We start from the raw sequence: 18,489 nt of genomic DNA, 5'->3' as shown, positions 1-18,489 counted from the left end.
ACTTATCCGGTAACTGAAACTCCGTCATCGGGAGCAAGCCCCCTCTCACAGTGCAAACTCCTCACGTTCAGGATGGCGGGTTGATCTTGATCGACGCCAGCACCTGTTTCTGCCCCATGGAGCACGGCACGCCTTCCGGCTGCGCCCGTACCGCTTCGATCACGCCCAGCAATTGCGCCTTGTTGTGCGCCAACTGCGCCTGCATCACTTCGATCTGCGCCACCTTGCGCTCCAATGCCTCAATCAATTCCTCGCGCTTGTGCTCGCCGGGAGCCGGCATCAACGCCTTGAGTTCCTGCAAGGTGAACCCGGCCTGTTGCGCGCTCTGGATCAATTGCAGCGTCTGCAAGGCTTCGGGCGCATAGCGCCGATAACCGTTGGCCTGGCGGCCCACCTGGCTGATCAGCCCTTCGGCTTCATAAAAGCGGATACGCGATGCTGCCAGGCCGCTCTGTTTTGCCAGCTCACCAATATTCATCACAACACCTGCTTGACATTAAAGTTAACTTTAAGCTTAGCCTGGGGCCTCCCCCGCTAAGGAGTCAACCCATGTCACCCTTTGAAGCGCTGCAACTGCCCAATGGCCAAATCATTTCAAACCGCATCGCCAAGGCGGCGATGGAAGAAAACATGGCCGATATCAATCAGGCACCGTCCCGCGAATTGAAGCAGTTGTACAAGACCTGGGCGGACGGCGAACCCGGCCTGCTGATCACCGGCAACGTGATGATCGACCGGCGTGCGATGACCGGCCCCGGCGGCGTTGCGCTGGAAAACGAACAACACTTGGACAGCTTTCGCGAATGGGCCGACGTGGCCAGGGCCAAGGGCGTGCACTTCTGGGTACAGCTGAGCCACCCAGGGCGCCAGACCATGGCCAACCTGGGTCAACAAGCCCTCGCGCCATCGGCCCTCGCCCTTGACCTGGGCAGTTTTTCCAAGATGTTCGCCACACCCAAGGCCATGAGCGAAGACGAGATCCAGGACGTGATCCAGCGCTTCGCCACCAGTGCGCGCCTGGCCGAGAAAGCCGGGTTCAGCGGGGTGCAGATCCACGGGGCGCACGGCTACTTGCTGAGCCAGTTCCTCTCCCCGCTGAGCAACCACCGCACCGACTGCTGGGGCGGCACGCTGGAGAACCGCGCGCGGCTGTTGCTGGAAGTGATCCACGCCGTGCGCGCTAGCGTCAGCCCGGCGTTTTGCGTGTCGGTAAAACTCAATTCAGCGGATTTCCAACGCGGCGGCTTCGATGAGGCCGATGCGCGCGCGGTGGTAGAGATGCTCAATCCATTGCCCATCGATTTATTGGAATTGTCCGGCGGCAGCTATGAAGCGCCGGCCATGCAAGGCGAAGCGCGGGACGGCCGCACGCTGGCCCGAGAAGCGTACTTCCTCGAATTTGCCGCGCAAATGGCCAGTGTCGCTCGCATGCCGCTGATGGTCACCGGCGGCATCCGACGCCTACCAATCGTGCAGCAAGTACTCGATAGCGGCATCGCCATGGCCGGGATCGCCACCGCCCTGACCCTGGAACCGCAGTTGATCAAACAGTGGCGCGCAGGTCGCGACCTCGACCCGCAACTCAAGCCTATCGACTGGAAGCGCAAGCCCCTCGCCTCACTCGCCACCCTGGCCGTGGTGCGTGACCAGATGCGCCGCTTGAGCCGTGGCCGCCGCCCCAACCCCAACGTCGCCCCTTGGCTGGCCCTGGCGTGCGACCAGTGGTTTACCGCGCGCCGCACCCGGCAATATCGCGCGGCCATGAAGCAATCTTCACATTAAAGGCGCAGCATTCGCCGTGATCGAACTGTCCCCTATTGATCAGCTGTTCTTAACCTCACTGACGATTGGAGTGCCTCATGGCGAAAATCAACCTGGCCCAGCAACTGGCGACCACCCTTGAACAGGCGGGTATCAAGCGCATCTGGGGCCTGACCGGCGACAGCCTCAATGGCCTCACCGATGCGTTGCGCAGCATGGACAGCATCGAATGGATGCACGTGCGCCACGAAGAAGTCGCCGCGTTCGCCGCCGGTGCCGAGGCCGCGGCCACCGGTGAGCTGACGGTATGCGCCGGCAGTTGTGGGCCGGGCAACCTGCACCTGATCAATGGCCTGTTCGACTGTCATCGCAACCATGTGCCGGTGCTGGCGATTGCCGCGCAGATCCCCTCCTCAGAGATTGGTCTCAACTATTTCCAGGAAACCCATCCCCAGGAATTGTTCAAGGAGTGCAGCCACTTTATCGAACTGGTGACCAACCCCGAACAGATGCCCCACGTGCTGCACCGTGCCATGCGCTCGGCGATCCTCAATCGCGGCGTGGCGGTGGTGGTGATTCCGGGGGACGTGTCGTTGCTGGAAGTCGAAGACACGCTCAAGCCTTGGCCGGTACTGAACGCGCCGCGCACGTTGCCGGCCGAAGCCGACCTGGTGCAATTGAGCGAAATCCTCAAGGGCAGTGACAAAGTCACGTTGCTGTGCGGCAGCGGTTGCGCCGGCGCCCATGCACAAGTGGTGGCGCTGGCCGATACGCTGGGCGCCCCGGTGGTGCATGCCCTGCGCGGCAAGGAGCATGTGGAATGGGACAACCCGTTCGACGTGGGCATGACCGGCCTGATCGGCTTCAGCTCGGGCTATCACGCCATGCTCAATTGCGACACGCTGATCATGCTCGGCACTGACTTCCCCTATCGCCAGTTCTACCCCACCGCCGCGAAAATCATCCAGGTCGACCGCAACCCGCAGGCCCTCGGCCGTCGCGCCACGCTGGACCTAGGGATCGCCGCCGATGTAGGTGAAACCCTCGACGCCCTGTTGCCGCGCCTGACCCGCAAGACGGATCGCCGCTTTCTCGACACCTCCTTGAAGCACTATGAAAAAGCCCGCCAGGGCTTGGATGACCTGGCCCAACCGTCCAAGGCCAATCGGCCGATTCATCCGCAATATGTGGCGCGGTTGCTCAGCGAACTGGCGGACGAGGATGCAATCTTCACCGCCGACGTCGGTTCGCCCACGGTGTGGGCGGCGCGCTATCTGAAAATGAACGGCAAGCGCCGCCTGATCGGCTCGTTCAACCATGGGTCCATGGCCAACGCCATGCCCCAGGCCATTGGCGCGCAGGCTGCGTTCCCGGGCCGGCAGGTGATTTCGATGTCGGGCGACGGCGGTTTCGCCATGTTGATGGGCGACTTCATCTCACTGGCGCAGTTGAAATTGCCGGTAAAAGTCATCGTGTTCGATAACTCATCCCTGGGTTTTGTCGCCATGGAAATGAAGGCCGCCGGTTATCTGGAGGCCGGCACCGAGCTGAAAAACCCGGATTTTGCGGCCATGTCCAACGCCATGGGCATTCTCGGTATCCGCGTGGAGCAATCCGAAGAGCTGGAACCGGCCTTGCGCCGCGCCCTGGCCCATGACGGCCCGGTGCTGGTGGACGTGGTGACCGCCACCCAGGAACTGGTGATGCCGCCGAGCATCAAGCTGGAACAGGCCAAGGGGTTCAGCCTGTATATGCTCAAGGCGGTGATGAGTGGGCGCGGGGATGAAGTGATCGAGCTGGCACGCACCAACTGGCTGCGCTGACTCAAAGCTGATTCAAATGTGGGAGGCCCCTCCCACATTTGGCGCCTGCGTCTGTCAGCCCTTGTGTTTTTCCACCCACTGGCCGTAGGCATCGATGAACGCCTGCAAAAACGGCTTGGTCTTTTCCGATACCTTGCCCGACTCATCAAACACACTGCCCGCGCCACCCAGGTAGGCTTCGGGCTGCTGCATGCACCACACGTCCAGGAATACCAGGGACTGGCGCAGGTGATGGTTGGCGCCGAAACCGCCAATCGCACCCGGCGACACGCTGATGATAGCGCCCGGCTTGCCGCTCCAGGCACTTTGCCCGTAAGGGCGCGAGCCTACATCGATTGCGTTTTTCAACGGGGCCGGTACCGAACGGTTGTATTCCGGGGTCACGAACAGCACCGCGTCGGATGAGCTCACTTGCTGGCGGAAAGTACTGTAGGCTGCCGGCGGTGAATCACCGTCGATGTCCTCGTTGTAGAGCGGCAAATCGCCAATTTCCACAATATTCAATTTCAGATTGGCAGGGGCCAGTTCGGCCAATGCCAGGGCGACCTTGCGGTTGATCGACTGTTTTCTCAAGCTGCCAACCAGGACGGCAATCGTGTAGACCTTGCTCATTGGGGGTTCCCGACGTCTGATTAAAGGAGCTTGTAGTTATAGAGGCTTCGTGGCGTGATCACCAGCAGGTTTTGAGAACCTTTCAGACGTTTGGCTCAGGCTATGCCCTGTAGGAAACGTCCAAAAACCTCAACGAATAGTATTTTTTTTCCGTAGGCAAACTACGCCTCTTTATGACGGTCTACACAACCATATATCGAGTGTTTTATCTCCAGAGGTTCTAAACAGATGGCAGCAGTACTTGTCGGACAGTTCCATGCCAGAGACGCGGAAGGCCGCGTGTATTCCGTGCATGAATTCCAGGAATCCAACCCGGCGCAAGGCGACCTGGCTGGCTCGGCGCCCACCACTACCTACAAGCTGGCCATTGGCGATCGTGTAGAAAAACTGGAAGGCGATGAATTCAAACTGATTCAGTCGGGCACGATTCTTGTCCGCGAGTCGCAAACCACCCTCGCGTCATAAGATCTCGCCTTAACGACCTGCTCAGTCCTGGCCATTGATGGCATTGACTGGGCTGGCGTGATCAGGGATTGCGGATCTGCGTGAGTTCAATGCCCTGCTCATCCTGCTTGAGCGTCACCGTCAAATGCCCCCGCTCCCCTTCCACGGCGTACATCGAACGCGTGTAGCCCGACGTGTTGTACGCGGGGTACGCCTGCACCTGCCTGAGCAGCGTGAGCCCCAACACTGTCCCCACCTGCTCGCTCACCTGTTCCTGGGAACGGATAAACGCTTCAAGCGCGAGGTTTTCCGGCGGGGTGTCGTCTTGATTACGCAAGAGATAAGCAGCCACGCATCCCACGGTCACCAGGACCATCAGTTGCTTGGCCGTTACCCCGAAGAACGTCGAGGGAATCAGCATATGAGACCAGACCTGTTTTTGTTGTATGTGCCGGTACCCGGCATTGGTCGTTGATGATCAGACCCGCCATTTTAGTGGGGTCGCGACCGAACGCCATAGGCTTGAGCGACCCACACCGTCTTTTTTACGCACACTTTTTTTCACAGGCGGGTTCGCGCCATTGAATACCCACCGCGCTGCACATAGACTCCGGCCATGCGTTTACGTCATATCGAAGTGATTCAGGCCATCTTGCAGACCGGACACCTCGGCACGGCCGCCGAATGGTTGCAACTCTCCGTGGGCGATGTGGACGCAGCGCTCAAGGAGGCTGAGCTGCAATTGGGCTTCATGTTGTTCGCCAGCGTGCGCGGACGTTTGCAGGCGACCCGGGAAACCCTGGAGCTGCAGGCAGAAATCGCCCATGTGTACGAAGCGCTGGAGCCGGTGCAACGCCTGGCCGGCCGCCTCAAACACCATCACGCCCCCACCTTGCGCGCCCTGTGCACCCCGCCGCTGGCCAATCAACTGCTACCGCAAAGCATCGCCGTGCTGCGCCGGCGTTTCCAGGACACTCCGTGCAACCTGTCGAGCCAGCCGACCCGGGAAATCGTCAGAAGCCTGTTGTTGCACGAAGCCGATGTGGGCCTGGGCCTGCATGATCCGGAACATCCACAAATCCACAGCACGGTGCTGGCCCAGGGCAAACTGCAATTGCTGGCGCCCCATGGCTGGCTCAAACCCAAACAGAAGTACATTGCGCTGCCGGACCTGGCCGGGCAGTCGATGATCGGGCTGGAGGGCCACGACCCGCTGAGCCGCCTGCTGGATGCCAAGCTGCAAGCCTTGCGACCGTTGCCGGTGGTGCAGACACGGGTACAGACCTACCAGATGATGCGCAGCATGGTGGAGGCGGGAGAAGGCTTGGCGATTGTCGACCCGTTTACGGCCTTTGGCGCGCGCGAGGCCGGGCTGGACGCGTGCCCCGTGTCGCCGCCGATCATGGTCAGCCTGTATGCGTTGACGCTCAAGGAGGGCGTAGCCTCACCCGCCTTGAATGCGCTGCTGGAGATCGTCACCCAGAAGGCCGAAAGCCTGCTGGTGAGCTAACCCCGGTCGGCTTCGGTCTTGAACAGGCGATACCAGAAAATCGCCACTTCACGGGTTTGCGGGTCGATGCCGCGATAGCGCAAGTGGTCGATGCCGCCCATCACATAGCCACAACGTTCATACAGACGGCAGGCGCCAAGGTTGTTGTTCTGGGTTTCGAGCATCATGCCCGGCAGGTTTTTCTTGCGGCTCCAGAACTGCGCCACGTCCAGCAATGCCTTGGCGACGCCGTGGCGACGCGCGGGCAAGGCCACGGCCAGTTCATCGACATGGGCAAAACCGTTCCAATTGGTGCTGACCACGATATGCCCCACCGGGCAGTCGTCCAGGAAGGCCATGAAGATGGCACTGTCTGGGGCGTCGCGAAAGCTGGCGAATTCCTCCGGGTCAATCCCATAGCACTTGCGGTACGGCACAATGCGTTCCACTGGCCACTTATCGACGCGCGCGCCCATCTGCGGCACTCCATAGGCGCTGACCTCGAAACTGAAATCATTGCCCCACACATAGGCGTCGAAGCCTTCATCGGCGACCCGCACACTGAGCCCTGGATACTTCGGGTTCATTACAGCTTGCATAAACATCCTTAACCCTTGATGCAATCGACGGTGTAACAACGACCACTGCCGTCATCTTCGTGTTGTAGCCCGTGAACGTCTGCGACAAAACCGGGAAAACTGTTATCGAACGTGCGCGCAAACGCCAGGTAGTCGATGATCGAGCGCGTCGACTCGGTAAAGCGCTCGCCCGGCATGATCAACGGGATGCCCGGCGGATAGGGCACCAGCATCACGGCTGCGATGCGCCCTGGCAAGGCATCAATGGACACTGCCTCCACTTCGCCCCTGACCAATTGGTCGTAGGCGTCGGCCGGTTTCATCGCAATGTCCGGCAATACCGTGTACATGCGCTTGAGGTGTTTGGCGGTGGCGTTACTGCGATAACAGCTGTGCAGCTGGTCGCAGAGGTCGCGCAACCCCAGGCCCTGGTAGCGTGTCGAGCCCTGGGCAAACACCGAAGGCAAACAACTGGCCAGGCTGACATTTGCGTCGTAACTGCGCTTGAATTCCAGCAACTCGGTGAGCAAGGTACTCCATTTACCTTTGGTGATACCCATGGAAAACAGCACGAGGAAGGAATACAGCCCGGTCTTTTCCACCACCAGCCCGCGTTCCCAAAGGAATTTACTGACCACCGCCGCGGGAATCCCGCAATCGCTCAAGGCACCACCGGCATTCAGGCCGGGCATCACCAGGGTGACCTTGATCGGATCGAGCAGCACATAGTCTTCGACCACATCCCCAAAGCCATGCCAATCATCCTGCGGCTGCAACAGCCAGTCCGCCGTAATAACGCGGTCGACACCCGCCACCGAGGGCGGCTGCCAGATGGAAAACCACCAGTCCTCGGCGGCGATATGCTGACGCAGGTTAGCCAGGGCGCGGCGAAAGCTCAGGGCTTCGTCGAACATTTCCTGCAGCAACGAACGGCCGGCCGGGCCCTCCATCATCGCCGAGGCCACGTCCAGCGAGGCGATGATGCTGTATTGGGGCGAGGTGGAAATATGCATCATGAAGGCTTCGTTGAAACGGTCACGGTCCAGCTGGCGCGCGCCGCCGTCCTGCACGTGGATCATCGAAGCCTGGCTGAACGCCGCCAGCAGCTTGTGCGTGGAATGGGTGGTGAACACCAGCGGGCTCTCCGGGGTACGCGAAGTGCCCATGCCGTAGCGCCCGGCGAAAAATTCGTGAAACGCCGCATAGGCGTACCAGGCTTCGTCAAAGTGTAATACCTCGACACTGTTGCCCAGTTGCTGCTTGATCAGCTCGGCGTTATAGCACAGGCCGTCGTAGGTGGAGTTGGTGACCACGGCCAGCTTCACTTTCGACGAACGGCCACGGGCCAGGGGGCTGGCGTCGATCTTGGCGCGGATCGACTCAGGGCTGAATTCGCTCAAGGGGATGGGGCCGATGATGCCCAATTCGTTACGCTCAGGGCATAGGTACAGCGGTATGGCGCCGGTCATGATGATCGAGTGCAACACCGATTTGTGACAGTTGCGGTCGACCAGCACCAGATCATCGCGGCCGACCATGGAGTGCCAGACGATCTTGTTGGCGGTCGATGTGCCATTGATCACGAAGAAGGTGTGGTCGGCGCCGAAGTTGCGTGCGGCACGCGCCTCGGCTTCGGCCAGAGGCCCGGTGTGGTCCAACAGCGACCCCAGTTCGGGCACTGATACGGATAAGTCCGAACGCAGGGTGTTTTCCCCAAAAAACTGGTGGAACGCCTGCCCTACCGGGCTTTTGCGATAAGCCACGCCGCCGCCATGGCCGGGGGTGTGCCAGGAATAATTGGAGTCGGCGGTGTGCTGCACCAAGGCCTTGAAGAATGGCGGCAGCAGGCCATCAAGGTAGGTGCGTGCGGCGCGGGCCACTTGCCGGGCTAGAAACGGCACGGTGTCTTCGAACAAATAGAGAATACCGCGCAACTGGTTGAGCTCGCTCATGGCATCGGCCGGAGCGTTTTCCAGGGTGACTTGCTCGCCGAGGGCAAAGATCGGCAGGTTCGGCGCCCGCACCCGCGCAAGGCGGATCAGCTCAACCATGTTTTGCAGCAGGTGGGTATTTTCGCCGGCGCCTTCGGCGGCGATCAGCATGCAGGCCAAACCATGATGGGTGGACGCCACCAGCCGGCCTTCGGCGTAGTCCACGGCGGAAAAAATACTGAAGCCCTCTTGTTCCAACTCGCGGGCGATGCCTCGAACCCGGTCGCCGGCAACGGTGTCGGCCTTGATGTCGCGATGCACAATAAGAACAGGGAACTTCAGGTCTTTGTACATGAGGGCGTGGAGTCCTGAGGGCTATGCACTCAAGGGTAGAAGCTAGGCGCGGATGTGGCGAATGAAGATTTCATCGGCAAGGGAGATCGACTGTGGGAGCAAGCAAGCTCCCTCCCACCGTCTTGACCTCACTCTCAGTGTTGGGTCAGTTGAGTCCAGAGCGCCGGCGCACCCGCCGACTTTGCAATCGCTTCCAACCGTGCCGCGTGCTCGGCCAGGTCCTGCTCACTGGCACGAATGATGGGCGTCGGCTTGCGATCGGCCGGCAAGCGACGGATTTCCGAAGGACGGTTGCCCGAGCCTTCCGCCGAACCCGCGCCGTCGGAGGCATTACCGGCCAGGGACAGGCTGGTCTGCCCGCCGGTCATGGTCAGGTAAACGTCGGCGAGAATCTCGGAGTCGAGCAAGGCGCCGTGGAGTTCACGGCCGGAGTTGTCGACGCCATAACGCTTGCACAAGGCATCGAGGCTGTTGCGTTGGCCTGGGTGACGTTCACGGGCCATCATCAAGGTATCGAGGATCGAGCAGTGCTTGGAGATATCCGCGCGATCGGTCTGCCCCATCAGGGCAAATTCGTTATTGATGAAGCCGACGTCGAACGCCGCGTTATGGATGATCAACTGGGCGCCGTTGATGAATTCGAAGAACTCATCGGCCACTTCGGCAAAACGCGGCTTGCCCTTGAGGAATTCGTCGGTGATGCCGTGGACGCCGATCGCGCCTTCGTCACTGTCGCGGTCCGGTTGCAGGTAAACGTGGAAATGGCGCCCGGTGAGGCGCCGACCCATGAGTTCAACACAGCCGATTTCAATGATCCGGTGGCCGTCGGTCACCGGCATGCCGGTGGTTTCGGTATCGAGTACAACAGATCGGATGGCCATCAGGGTTCAGCTCTCAACGGTGTGGTGTGCAGTGTGGTGTGCGTCAAAGGGCGCGATGTTAACACGTCAGCCGACGTCAGCTCTGCTTGTAGCCCCGCACTTCGTCCACGCCACGGTTGGCGAGTTGGTCGGCGCGTTCGTTGCCGGGATGGCCGATGTGGCCGCGCACCCACTTCCAGGTGATGTCATGGCGATTACATTGTTCATCGAGCAACTGCCACAGGTCGGCATTTTTGACCGGTTCCTTGGCTGCGGTTTTCCAGCCGCGCTTCTTCCAATTGACCATCCACTCGTTGATGCCCTTCATCACATATTGCGAGTCGGTCACCAGCAGTACGCTACAGCGACGCTTGAGTTCTTCCAGGCCGCGAATGGCGCCCATCAGCTCCATGCGGTTGTTGGTGGTATTGGCTTCGCCGCCCCACAGTTCCTTCTCGACGCCCTTGCATACCAGCAAGGCGCCCCAGCCGCCAGGGCCGGGGTTGCCCTTGCAGGCGCCGTCGGTGAAGAGTTCAACGCTATCGGTCATCGGTTACATCCATCAAAGCAGGCAGGTCTGAAATCAGAAAGAGGTTTACGGTTGGCTTTGCTTGCGGTTGACCTTGGCCATCGGCATCGGCACCAGCTTGCCCATGGGCTGGCGCGCGACCTGGCGCACCGGCCGCAGCCCGACCACGATCTTGCGCGCCACCAACAGATAGAAGCCGCCGCCCGACAGCTGCCAGGCGCCAGCGCGGCGTTCCCAGCCGGCCAGGCGGCCCTGCCACGTGGTCGAGGCAAGCGGCGGACGATAGCACCCGAAGCGGCGTTTCTCCAGCGCGAAGCCCAGCAGGTTCAACCAGTCCGCTACCCGCGACGGCGCGATGCAGCGCGCCCGACGCAAGCCATCATGGGCGAACACGCGGCGCAGGCCCCAGGAACTCCAGGGGTTGATGCCAACAATCAGCAAATGGCCACCCGGCCGGACGCTGCTCGCCGCTTCGCGCAGCAAACCGTGGGGCGACAAGCAGAAGTCCAGGCCATGCTGCAACACCACCACGTCGGCCGCATGCTCGCTCAAAGGCCAGGCCTGTTCTTCACAGACGATCTCCACCCCCGGCAATGGCGCGCCCAGGCGCACATTGCGTTGCACCTGCGGCGCAGAGGGCGGCGTTTGCGCGGAAGGGCCGTAATGCACCAGGTAACCGCCAAAGAAACGCTCCAGCTCGTCTTCGAGCATGCGGCGTTCTTCGTCCAACAGAAATTGCCCGACAGGCCCGGACAGCCATTCACGGGCCGCACCGATGAGGGCCAGCCACTCAGGATCGGCCTGGGCGAACGCTTTATCAGTCATTGCATTCTCCAACTCGCCTAGACGTTCTAAGATGCACCAATGTGTTCAGCTTGGCGAATCGAAGAATGATACAGATCAGTGCCCTGCCCGCCTTCACCGATAACTACATCTGGTTGTTACGCAACCCTGCCACCCAACGCTGCGCCGTGGTCGACCCCGGCGATGCCGCGCCGGTGCTTGCCTGGCTGAAACAAAACCCCGAGTGGGCTCTCAGCGACATCCTGATCACTCACCACCACCATGACCACGTCGGCGGTGTCGAACAGCTGAAAAAGGCCTCCGGCGCCACGGTCTACGGCCCGGCCAACGAACAGATCCCGGCGCGGGACGTCGCCCTGCAGGACAACGATCGCCTCTCGGTGCTCGGCTGGAACTTCGACGTATATAGCGTGCCCGGACACACCCTCGGTCATATCGCCTTCTATCACCAGGGCGTGCTGTTTTGCGGCGACACCCTGTTCGCCGCCGGCTGCGGCCGCCTGTTCGAGGGCACGCCGCAGCAGATGCACACCTCCCTTGAGCGTCTGGCCGCGCTGCCCGCCGACACGTTGGTGTACTGCACCCACGAATACACACAAAGTAACCTCAAGTTTGCCCAAGCGGTGGAACCGCACAATGCCGATATCGCCGAGCGCGTCGAAAACGTGCGCCAATTAAGGGCTCGCGGCGAAATGACGCTGCCCTCCACACTGGCCCTGGAATTGCGCACCAACCCCTTTTTACGTACCACCGAAACATCTGTTAAACAAAAAGCGGACGAACGGAATGGGCGCGACAACCGCGCTGGGGCCGAGGTGTTTGCTAGCTTGAGGGCATGGAAAGATACGTTCTAACGGGACGCAATCTGATACGTAATTTCTGAATGGTTGACCGGAACCGAAGCGCTTTCTAGAATCGCCCGACATTTTTGCCCGGAACTTACTTCCAGCCAATGTCGTCATCTATTCGTAAATCCAACCATTCAGACGCATTGACCCGCCTGGCTCAAGCTGTGGCGGTGGGCGTCTGCGCAACGCTGGCGGGCTGCCAATCGACAAATTTCGCCGCACAATCCACCGTGCAACCCAAACCGAATCTTGCCGCCAAGATCAAGCAAAAACCCATCTGGCTCTCAGAGAAGCCTACCCCCGAAGTGCCCCAGGATGTCTGGGAACGCATGCGCCGGGGTTTTCAATTGCAGGACAACCTCGGCGTCAACCCACGCATCGAGCAACAGCGCCTGTGGTTCGCCAGCAACCCGTCGTTCCTGGAAAACGCAGGGGAACGCGGCAGTCTCTACATCCATTACATCGTCGAACGCCTTGAAGAACGCAACATGCCCCTGGAGCTGGCACTGCTGCCGGTGATCGAAAGTGCCTACAACCCAATGGCCTATTCGCGCAGCGATGCGGTCGGCCTGTGGCAGTTCATCCCGTCCACCGGGCGCTACTTCAACCTGCGCCAGACCCGCGCCTACGACGGCCGCCGCGATATCACCGCCTCCACCACCGCCGCCCTGGACTATCTGACCCGTCTGCACGATATGTTCAACGGTGACTGGCTACTGGCGCTGGCTGCCTATAACGCTGGCGAGGGTACGGTGAGCCGGGCCATCGAGCGCAACGAAAAGCTCGGCCTGCCTACCGACTACTGGAACCTGCCCCTGCCCCAGGAAACCAAGGACTACGTGCCCAAGTTCCTGGCGCTGTCCCAAGTGGTGTTGGCGCCCGAGGCCTACGGCGTCAACCTGAACCCGATTGCCAACACGCCGTACTTCGAAGTGGTTGAAGTCAAGCAAAGCATGGACTTGTCCAGGGTCGCCGCGCTGGCGGAAATCGATGAGGACGAACTGTTCCAGCTCAACCCGGCCCTGAAACAACGCACCACCCTGGATGGCCCGCAGCATCTGTTGGTACCCAGTTCCAAGGCACAATTGCTCACCAGCACGCTGTCGACGATGAAGCCGGAAGAATTGCTGGCCATGCGCCCGAAAAAACAGGTGTTCGACGAAGTCGAGAACGCACGTGTGGCCGGGCGTACCCGTAGCTACAAAGTGCGCAACGGCGACAACCTCACGCTGATCGCCAAGGCCAACAAGGTCGACGTGCATGACCTGCAACGCTGGAACCAGCTCAACGGCCAGGCACTCAAGGTCGGCCAGACCCTGGTGATGCAGGACACGCGCCGCGCCGCGGCCAGCAGCAAGAAACCGGTGCAGTACAAGGTCAAGAAAGGCGATTCACTGTACATCGTCGCCAAGCGCTTCAACGTCGAGATGCAACATCTCAAGCGTTGGAACCCGCGTACCGGCCAGGCATTGAAGCCGGGCCAGATGCTGGTGGTTTCCGGGCCGCGCTAAGACTTCGAGAACACTGGCGAGCTAATGTGGGAGGGGGCACCCCGATAGCGGTGTATCAGCCAGCGAATCTGGTGACTGACAAACTGCTATCGGGAGCAAGCCCCTCCCACATTGGACCTACATCGTCCCACCGGCTTTTTCCAACCGGAACAAGCTGTTACTGTACCGATCACAAAGCCCAAGCCGCCTGGATCGGATCTCTGACTTGAAGCGTCCCCTCCTTCTACTAATAAGTCTGGCCTTGAGCTTTTGCGCGAACGCGACGATTACCGAGAGCCACGGTTATACGCAGTTCGGCGTGCTCAAGTACCCGGCCAAATTCACCCACTTCGATTGGGTTAACCCTGCGGCGCCGAAAGGCGGGACTTTGCGGGTCATGGCATTTGGCACCTTCGATACGCTCAACCCTTACACATTCAAGGGCTCCAGCCCGGTTTCCACGCCCAATTTCCTGCAATACGGCGTGAATGAGCTGAACGAACCGCTGATGGTCGGCACCGGCCAATACGCGCCCTCGGGCGATGAGCCGACGTCCAGTTACGGGCTGATCGCGCAGTCGGTGGAATACAGCGAAGACCGCAGTTGGGTGGTGTTCAACCTGCGCCCGCAAGCACGCTTTCACGACGGCAAGCCGATCACCGCCGATGACGTGGCATTTTCCTATCGCACCTTGCTCACCGAAGGCCATCCGCAGTACCGCACCAACCTTCAGGAAGTGGCGCGGGTGGATGTGCTCAACCGTCACCGTATCCGCTTTGTGTTCAAGCGCGCCGGCAACCCGCTGCTGATCCTGCGCCTGGGCGAGTTGCCGGTACTACCCCAGCACTACTGGAAAAACCGCGACTTCAAGGCCACCACCTTTGAGCCACCGCTGGGCAGCGGGCCGTACCGCATCAGCAAAGTCACCCCCGGCCGGCAGCTGGTGTTCGAACGGGTCAAGGATTATTGGGGCAAGGACCTGCCAGTCAACCAGGGCTTCTACAATTACGACAAGGTCGAAGTCGAGTTCTACCGCGACAGCGACGTGGCCTTCGAAGCCTTCAAGGCCGGTGAGTTCGACATTTACATTGAGCACCAGGCCAAAAACTGGGCCAACGGCTACAACTTCCCTGCGGTCAACCGTGGCGAAGTGATCAAGGCGCAGATCGCGCACCAGATCCCCACCCAGAGCCAGGGCCTGTTCATGAACACCCGGCGGCCCACCTTCAGCCAGACCCAGGTGCGCGAAGCCCTGGGCATGATGTTCGACTTCGAGTGGACCAACCGCACCCTGTTCAGCAATGCCTACAAACGCACGTTGAGCTACTACCCCAACAGCGAGTTCTCGGCGACTGGCGTGCCGGTGGGCCATGAATGGCTGATGCTCTCGCCCTACCGCGAGCAACTGCCGGCCAACCTGTTCACCCAGCCGTTCAGCCTGCCCCAGACCGATGGGCGCGGCATTCCTCGCGAAACCATGCGCCGTGCCCTGGCCCTACTGGGCGACGCAGGCTGGAAGCTGTCGGGCCAGCGCCTGGTCAATAAAGAAGGCCAGCCGCTGCGCTTCGAAATATTACTGGTCAACCCGAACCTGGAGCGCATCCTGCAGCCCTACGTCGAGAACCTGATCAGCATCGGCATCGACGCGCGCTTGCGCACCGTCGACCGTGCGCAGTACAAACAACGCCTGGATCAGTTCGACTTCGACATGATCCTGATCACCCTCAACCAAACCTTGAGCCCCGGCCTTGAGCAGTGGCAGTACTTCCACTCCAGCCAGGCCACGATCAAAGGCAGCAAGAACTACGCAGGCATCGCCAACCCCATCGTCGATCACCTGCTGGAACAACTGCTGGCGGCGCAGACCCGCGAAGAACAACTGGCCGCCGGGCGCGCCCTGGACCGGGTGCTGCTGTGGCAGCACTACAGCATTCCCAATTGGTACCTCAACTATCATCGCCTGGCGTACCGCAACCGGTTCGCCTTTGTCACCACGCCGCCCTACAGCCTGGGCCTGAGCGCGTGGTGGCTGAAAGCTTCGGAGAAAGCCCAATGATGTATGTGCGCAACGCTCTGATCAGCACCCTCTTGCTGTGCGGCGCGGCCCAAGCGGCCCCGCAGCATGCGCTGACCCTATACAACGAACCGCCCAAATACCCGGCCAATTTCAAGCACACCGATTACGTCAACCCAGACGCCCCCAAGGGCGGTACGTTTCGCGAATCGAGCCTGGCCGGCTTCGACAGCTTCAACCCGTTTATCAGCAAAGGCGTGCCTGCCGACAATATCAGCCTGATCTACGACACCCTGGCCACCCAGAGCCTGGATGAACCCTTCACCGAATACGGCCTGGTGGCCGGCAAAATCGAAAAAGCCCCGGACAACAGCTGGGTGCGCTTTTACCTGCGCCCCGAGGCGCGCTTCCATGACGGCCACCCCATACGCGCCGACGACGTGGTGTTCAGCTTCCAGACCTTGATCAAAGATGGCACCCCGCTGTACCGCACCTATTACGCCGATGTCGACGAAGTGGTCGCCGAGGACCCGTTGCGTGTGCTGTTCAAGTTCAAGCGCACCAACAACCGCGAATTGCCGCTGATCCTCGGCCAACTGCCGGTACTGCCCAAACATTGGTGGGCCACGCGCGACTTCACCAAGGGCAACCTGGAGTTCCCCCTCGGCAGCGGCCCTTATAAAGTGGCGCAGGTCCATGCCGGGCGCTCGGTGCGCTACGAACGGGTCAAGGATTACTGGGGCAAAGACCTGCCGATCAATAAAGGCCTGTACAACTTCGACCAGCGCATCACCGACTACTATCGCGATGCGACCGTGGCCCTGGAAGCGCTCAAGGCCGGGCAGTTCGATTACTGGGCGGAATTCAGCGCGAAGAACTGGGCGAATGCCTACAACGTGCCCGCCGTGACGCAGGGCCGCCTGATCAAGGAAGAGATCCCCAACGGCAACCCCACCGGCATGCAGGGCTTCGTGTTCAACATGCGCAAGCCAATGTTCCAGGATGTGCGCGTGCGCAAGGCCATCAGCCTGTTGCTGGACTTCGAATGGAGCAACAAGCAGCTGTTCAACGGCGCCTACACTCGCACTCGCAGCTATTTTGAAAACTCGGACATGGCCGCCACGGGCTTGCCCGGCCCCGACGAGCTGAAGATTCTCGAACCGCTGCGCGACAAAATCCCGCCGCAGGTGTTCACCGAAGCGTTCGAACCGGCCAAGACCGACGGCAGCGGCATGATCCGCGCCCAGCAGCGCGAGGCGTACCAGTTGTTGCAAGAGGCCGGCTGGAAGATCGTCGATGACAAGATGGTCGACACCACCGGCAAACCGGTCACCATCGAGTTCCTGCTGGCCCAGACCGAGTTCGAGCGCATCCTGCTGCCGTTCAAGCGCAACCTGGCGGACCTGGGCATCGACCTGGTGATCCGCCGGGTGGACGTGTCGCAATTCGTCACACGCCTGCGGTCGCGGGATTTCGACATGCTCGTGGGCAGCTTTCCGCAGTCTTCGTCGCCGGGTAACGAACAGCGCGAATTCTGGACATCCACCAGCGCCGACAAACCCGGCAGCCGCAATTACATGGGCCTCAAAGACCCGGCGGTCGATCAACTGGTGGAACAATTGATCGATTCCGACACCCGCGCCAGCCTGATTGCCCACGCCAAGTCTCTGGACCGCGTGCTGCAATTTGGCTACTACGTGATCCCCAACTGGCACATCAAGACCTTCCGCGTGGCCTATTGGAACAACCTCGGTCATCCAAAAGTGTCACCGCTGTACGACGTTGGCATCTCCACGTGGTGGAGCAAGCCCGACGTGCCCCCCGCAGTGGCCCCAGAACCCCAGACGAGCGCCGACACGGCGAGCGGAGGCGATTAAATGCTGGCCTATATTATTCGCCGCCTGTTGCTGATCATCCCTACGCTGTTCGGGATCCTGTTGATCAACTTTGTGATCATCCAGGCCGCCCCCGGCGGGCCGGTGGAACAGATGATCGCCAAGCTCGAAGGCTTTGACGGCGCCACCAGCCGCATCGCCGGAGGCGGTGCCGAAGTGGCGGTGGCCGGTTCCAGCTACCGCGGCGCCCAGGGCCTGGACCCGGCGCTGATCAAGGAAATCGAAAAAATGTACGGCTTCGACAAATCGGCGCCGGAACGTTTATGGATCATGGTCAAGAATTACGCCCGGCTGGATTTTGGCGACAGCTTCTTTCGTGACGCCAAGGTGATCGACCTGATCAAGGAAAAGATGCCGGTGTCCATCTCCCTCGGGTTATGGAGCACGCTGATCATGTACCTGGTGTCGATCCCCCTGGGCATCGCCAAGGCCACGCGCCATGGCAGCCATTTCGATGTGTGGACCAGTTCGGCGATCATCGTCGGCTATGCGATCCCGGCGTTCCTGTTCGCTATCCTGCTGATCGTGGTGTTTGCCGGCGGCAGTTACTTCGACTGGTTCCCGCTGCGCGGGCTCACGTCCAACAACTTCGACGAACTGAGTTGGGGCGCCAAGATCCTCGACTACTTCTGGCACCTGGCCTTGCCCATCACGGCGCTGGTGATCGGCAATTTCGCAACCATGACGTTGCTCACCAAAAACAGCTTTCTCGACGAGATCAACAAGCAGTACGTGGTCACTGCCAAGGCCAAAGGCCTGACCAACCACCGCGTGCTGTACGGCCATGTATTCCGTAACGCGATGCTGCTGGTGATCGCCGGTTTCCCCTCGGCCTTTATCGGTATTTTCTTCACCGGTTCCTTGCTGGTGGAAGTGATCTTTTCCCTCGACGGCCTGGGCCTGATGAGCTTTGAAGCGGCGATCAACCGCGACTACCCGGTGGTGTTCGGCACGCTGTTTATCTTCACCCTGCTGGGGTTGATCGTGAAACTGATCGGCGACCTCACCTACACCCTGGTCGATCCGCGCATCGACTTCGCCAGCCGGGAGCATTGAG

General features: G+C 60.6%; 17 protein-coding genes. 9 read left to right on the top strand and 8 right to left on the bottom strand.

Annotated elements, in window-relative coordinates:
- Positions 1-67: 67 nt before the first annotated feature.
- Positions 68-478 carry a MerR family transcriptional regulator gene (locus AB4N98_RS24660; RefSeq protein ID WP_017528564.1) on the bottom strand — a complete coding sequence of 137 codons (411 nt, stop codon included), beginning with the start codon at positions 476-478 and terminating at the stop codon, positions 68-70.
- Between the two features lie 71 nt (positions 479-549).
- On the opposite strand from AB4N98_RS24660, the gene AB4N98_RS24655 reads away from it, so the two are divergent.
- Positions 550-1,782 (top strand): NADH:flavin oxidoreductase/NADH oxidase family protein, encoded by a 1,233-nt coding sequence (locus tag AB4N98_RS24655; protein ID WP_065878860.1) that lies wholly within the window; start codon positions 550-552, stop codon positions 1,780-1,782.
- A gap of 77 nt (positions 1,783-1,859) precedes the next feature.
- Entirely contained in the window at positions 1,860-3,584 is a 1,725-nt protein-coding gene (poxB, locus tag AB4N98_RS24650; RefSeq protein ID WP_017528566.1) for a ubiquinone-dependent pyruvate dehydrogenase, read from the top strand.
- 54 nt (positions 3,585-3,638) lie between these two features.
- Here the strand turns inward: poxB and AB4N98_RS24645 are convergent, their stop codons facing one another.
- The gene (locus tag AB4N98_RS24645) at positions 3,639-4,196 is read right to left on the bottom strand and encodes an NADPH-dependent FMN reductase (RefSeq protein ID WP_017528567.1); all 558 of its coding nucleotides are present in this window, start codon (positions 4,194-4,196) and stop codon (positions 3,639-3,641) included.
- A 228-nt stretch (positions 4,197-4,424) separates the two neighbouring features.
- On the opposite strand from AB4N98_RS24645, the gene AB4N98_RS24640 reads away from it, so the two are divergent.
- Positions 4,425-4,661 (top strand): hypothetical protein, encoded by a 237-nt coding sequence (locus tag AB4N98_RS24640; protein WP_016979714.1) that lies wholly within the window; start codon positions 4,425-4,427, stop codon positions 4,659-4,661.
- Positions 4,662-4,722: 61 nt separating this feature from the next.
- Here AB4N98_RS24640 and AB4N98_RS24635 read toward each other — a convergent pair whose 3' ends face one another.
- Positions 4,723-5,061 (bottom strand): hypothetical protein, encoded by a 339-nt coding sequence (locus AB4N98_RS24635; RefSeq protein WP_065878859.1) that lies wholly within the window; start codon positions 5,059-5,061, stop codon positions 4,723-4,725.
- Between the two features lie 195 nt (positions 5,062-5,256).
- On the opposite strand from AB4N98_RS24635, the gene AB4N98_RS24630 reads away from it, so the two are divergent.
- Positions 5,257-6,150 (top strand): LysR substrate-binding domain-containing protein, encoded by an 894-nt coding sequence (locus AB4N98_RS24630; protein WP_017528569.1) that lies wholly within the window; start codon positions 5,257-5,259, stop codon positions 6,148-6,150.
- Here AB4N98_RS24630 and AB4N98_RS24625 read toward each other — a convergent pair.
- The 5 genes from AB4N98_RS24625 to AB4N98_RS24605 all read right to left on the bottom strand — a co-directional run bounded on the left by AB4N98_RS24625 (position 6,147) and on the right by AB4N98_RS24605 (position 11,206).
- Positions 6,147-6,716, bottom strand: coding sequence for a GNAT family N-acetyltransferase (locus AB4N98_RS24625; RefSeq protein WP_017528570.1), 570 nt, complete (start codon positions 6,714-6,716; stop codon positions 6,147-6,149). The genes AB4N98_RS24630 and AB4N98_RS24625 overlap by 4 nt on opposite strands.
- Positions 6,717-6,736: 20 nt before the next feature.
- Complete coding sequence (locus AB4N98_RS24620) at positions 6,737-8,992, bottom strand: Orn/Lys/Arg family decarboxylase (RefSeq protein ID WP_223495628.1); 2,256 nt, start codon at positions 8,990-8,992, stop codon at positions 6,737-6,739.
- Positions 8,993-9,126: 134 nt separating this feature from the next.
- Positions 9,127-9,867 carry a DNA polymerase III subunit epsilon gene (gene dnaQ / locus AB4N98_RS24615; RefSeq protein ID WP_175404218.1) on the bottom strand — a complete coding sequence of 247 codons (741 nt, stop codon included), beginning with the start codon at positions 9,865-9,867 and terminating at the stop codon, positions 9,127-9,129.
- Positions 9,868-9,949: 82 nt separating this feature from the next.
- Entirely contained in the window at positions 9,950-10,402 is a 453-nt protein-coding gene (gene rnhA / locus AB4N98_RS24610; protein WP_017528573.1) for a ribonuclease HI, read from the bottom strand.
- 45 nt (positions 10,403-10,447) lie between these two features.
- Entirely contained in the window at positions 10,448-11,206 is a 759-nt protein-coding gene (locus AB4N98_RS24605; RefSeq protein ID WP_017528574.1) for a class I SAM-dependent methyltransferase, read from the bottom strand.
- 65 nt (positions 11,207-11,271) lie between these two features.
- Between AB4N98_RS24605 and gloB the strand changes: the two genes are divergently transcribed.
- The 5 genes from gloB to AB4N98_RS24580 all read left to right on the top strand — a co-directional run bounded on the left by gloB (position 11,272) and on the right by AB4N98_RS24580 (position 18,488).
- Positions 11,272-12,039 carry a hydroxyacylglutathione hydrolase gene (gene gloB / locus AB4N98_RS24600; protein ID WP_017528575.1) on the top strand — a complete coding sequence of 256 codons (768 nt, stop codon included), beginning with the start codon at positions 11,272-11,274 and terminating at the stop codon, positions 12,037-12,039.
- A 98-nt stretch (positions 12,040-12,137) separates the two neighbouring features.
- Entirely contained in the window at positions 12,138-13,544 is a 1,407-nt protein-coding gene (locus tag AB4N98_RS24595; RefSeq protein ID WP_017528576.1) for a lytic transglycosylase domain-containing protein, read from the top strand.
- Between the two features lie 205 nt (positions 13,545-13,749).
- A complete protein-coding gene (locus tag AB4N98_RS24590; RefSeq protein WP_065878851.1) occupies positions 13,750-15,579 on the top strand; it encodes an extracellular solute-binding protein in 1,830 nt (609 codons plus the stop codon).
- Positions 15,576-17,414 carry an extracellular solute-binding protein gene (locus tag AB4N98_RS24585; protein WP_065878849.1) on the top strand — a complete coding sequence of 613 codons (1,839 nt, stop codon included), beginning with the start codon at positions 15,576-15,578 and terminating at the stop codon, positions 17,412-17,414. The genes AB4N98_RS24590 and AB4N98_RS24585 overlap by 4 nt, the downstream gene beginning before the upstream one ends.
- Positions 17,415-18,488, top strand: a complete 1,074-nt coding sequence (locus tag AB4N98_RS24580) for a microcin C ABC transporter permease YejB (RefSeq protein WP_017528579.1) — start codon at positions 17,415-17,417, stop codon at positions 18,486-18,488.
- Position 18,489: the final 1 nt, after the last annotated feature.

It is taken from the genome of Pseudomonas sp. S3_E10 (assembly GCF_054667615.1).
This window is presented reverse-complemented; position numbering and strand designations above follow the sequence as displayed.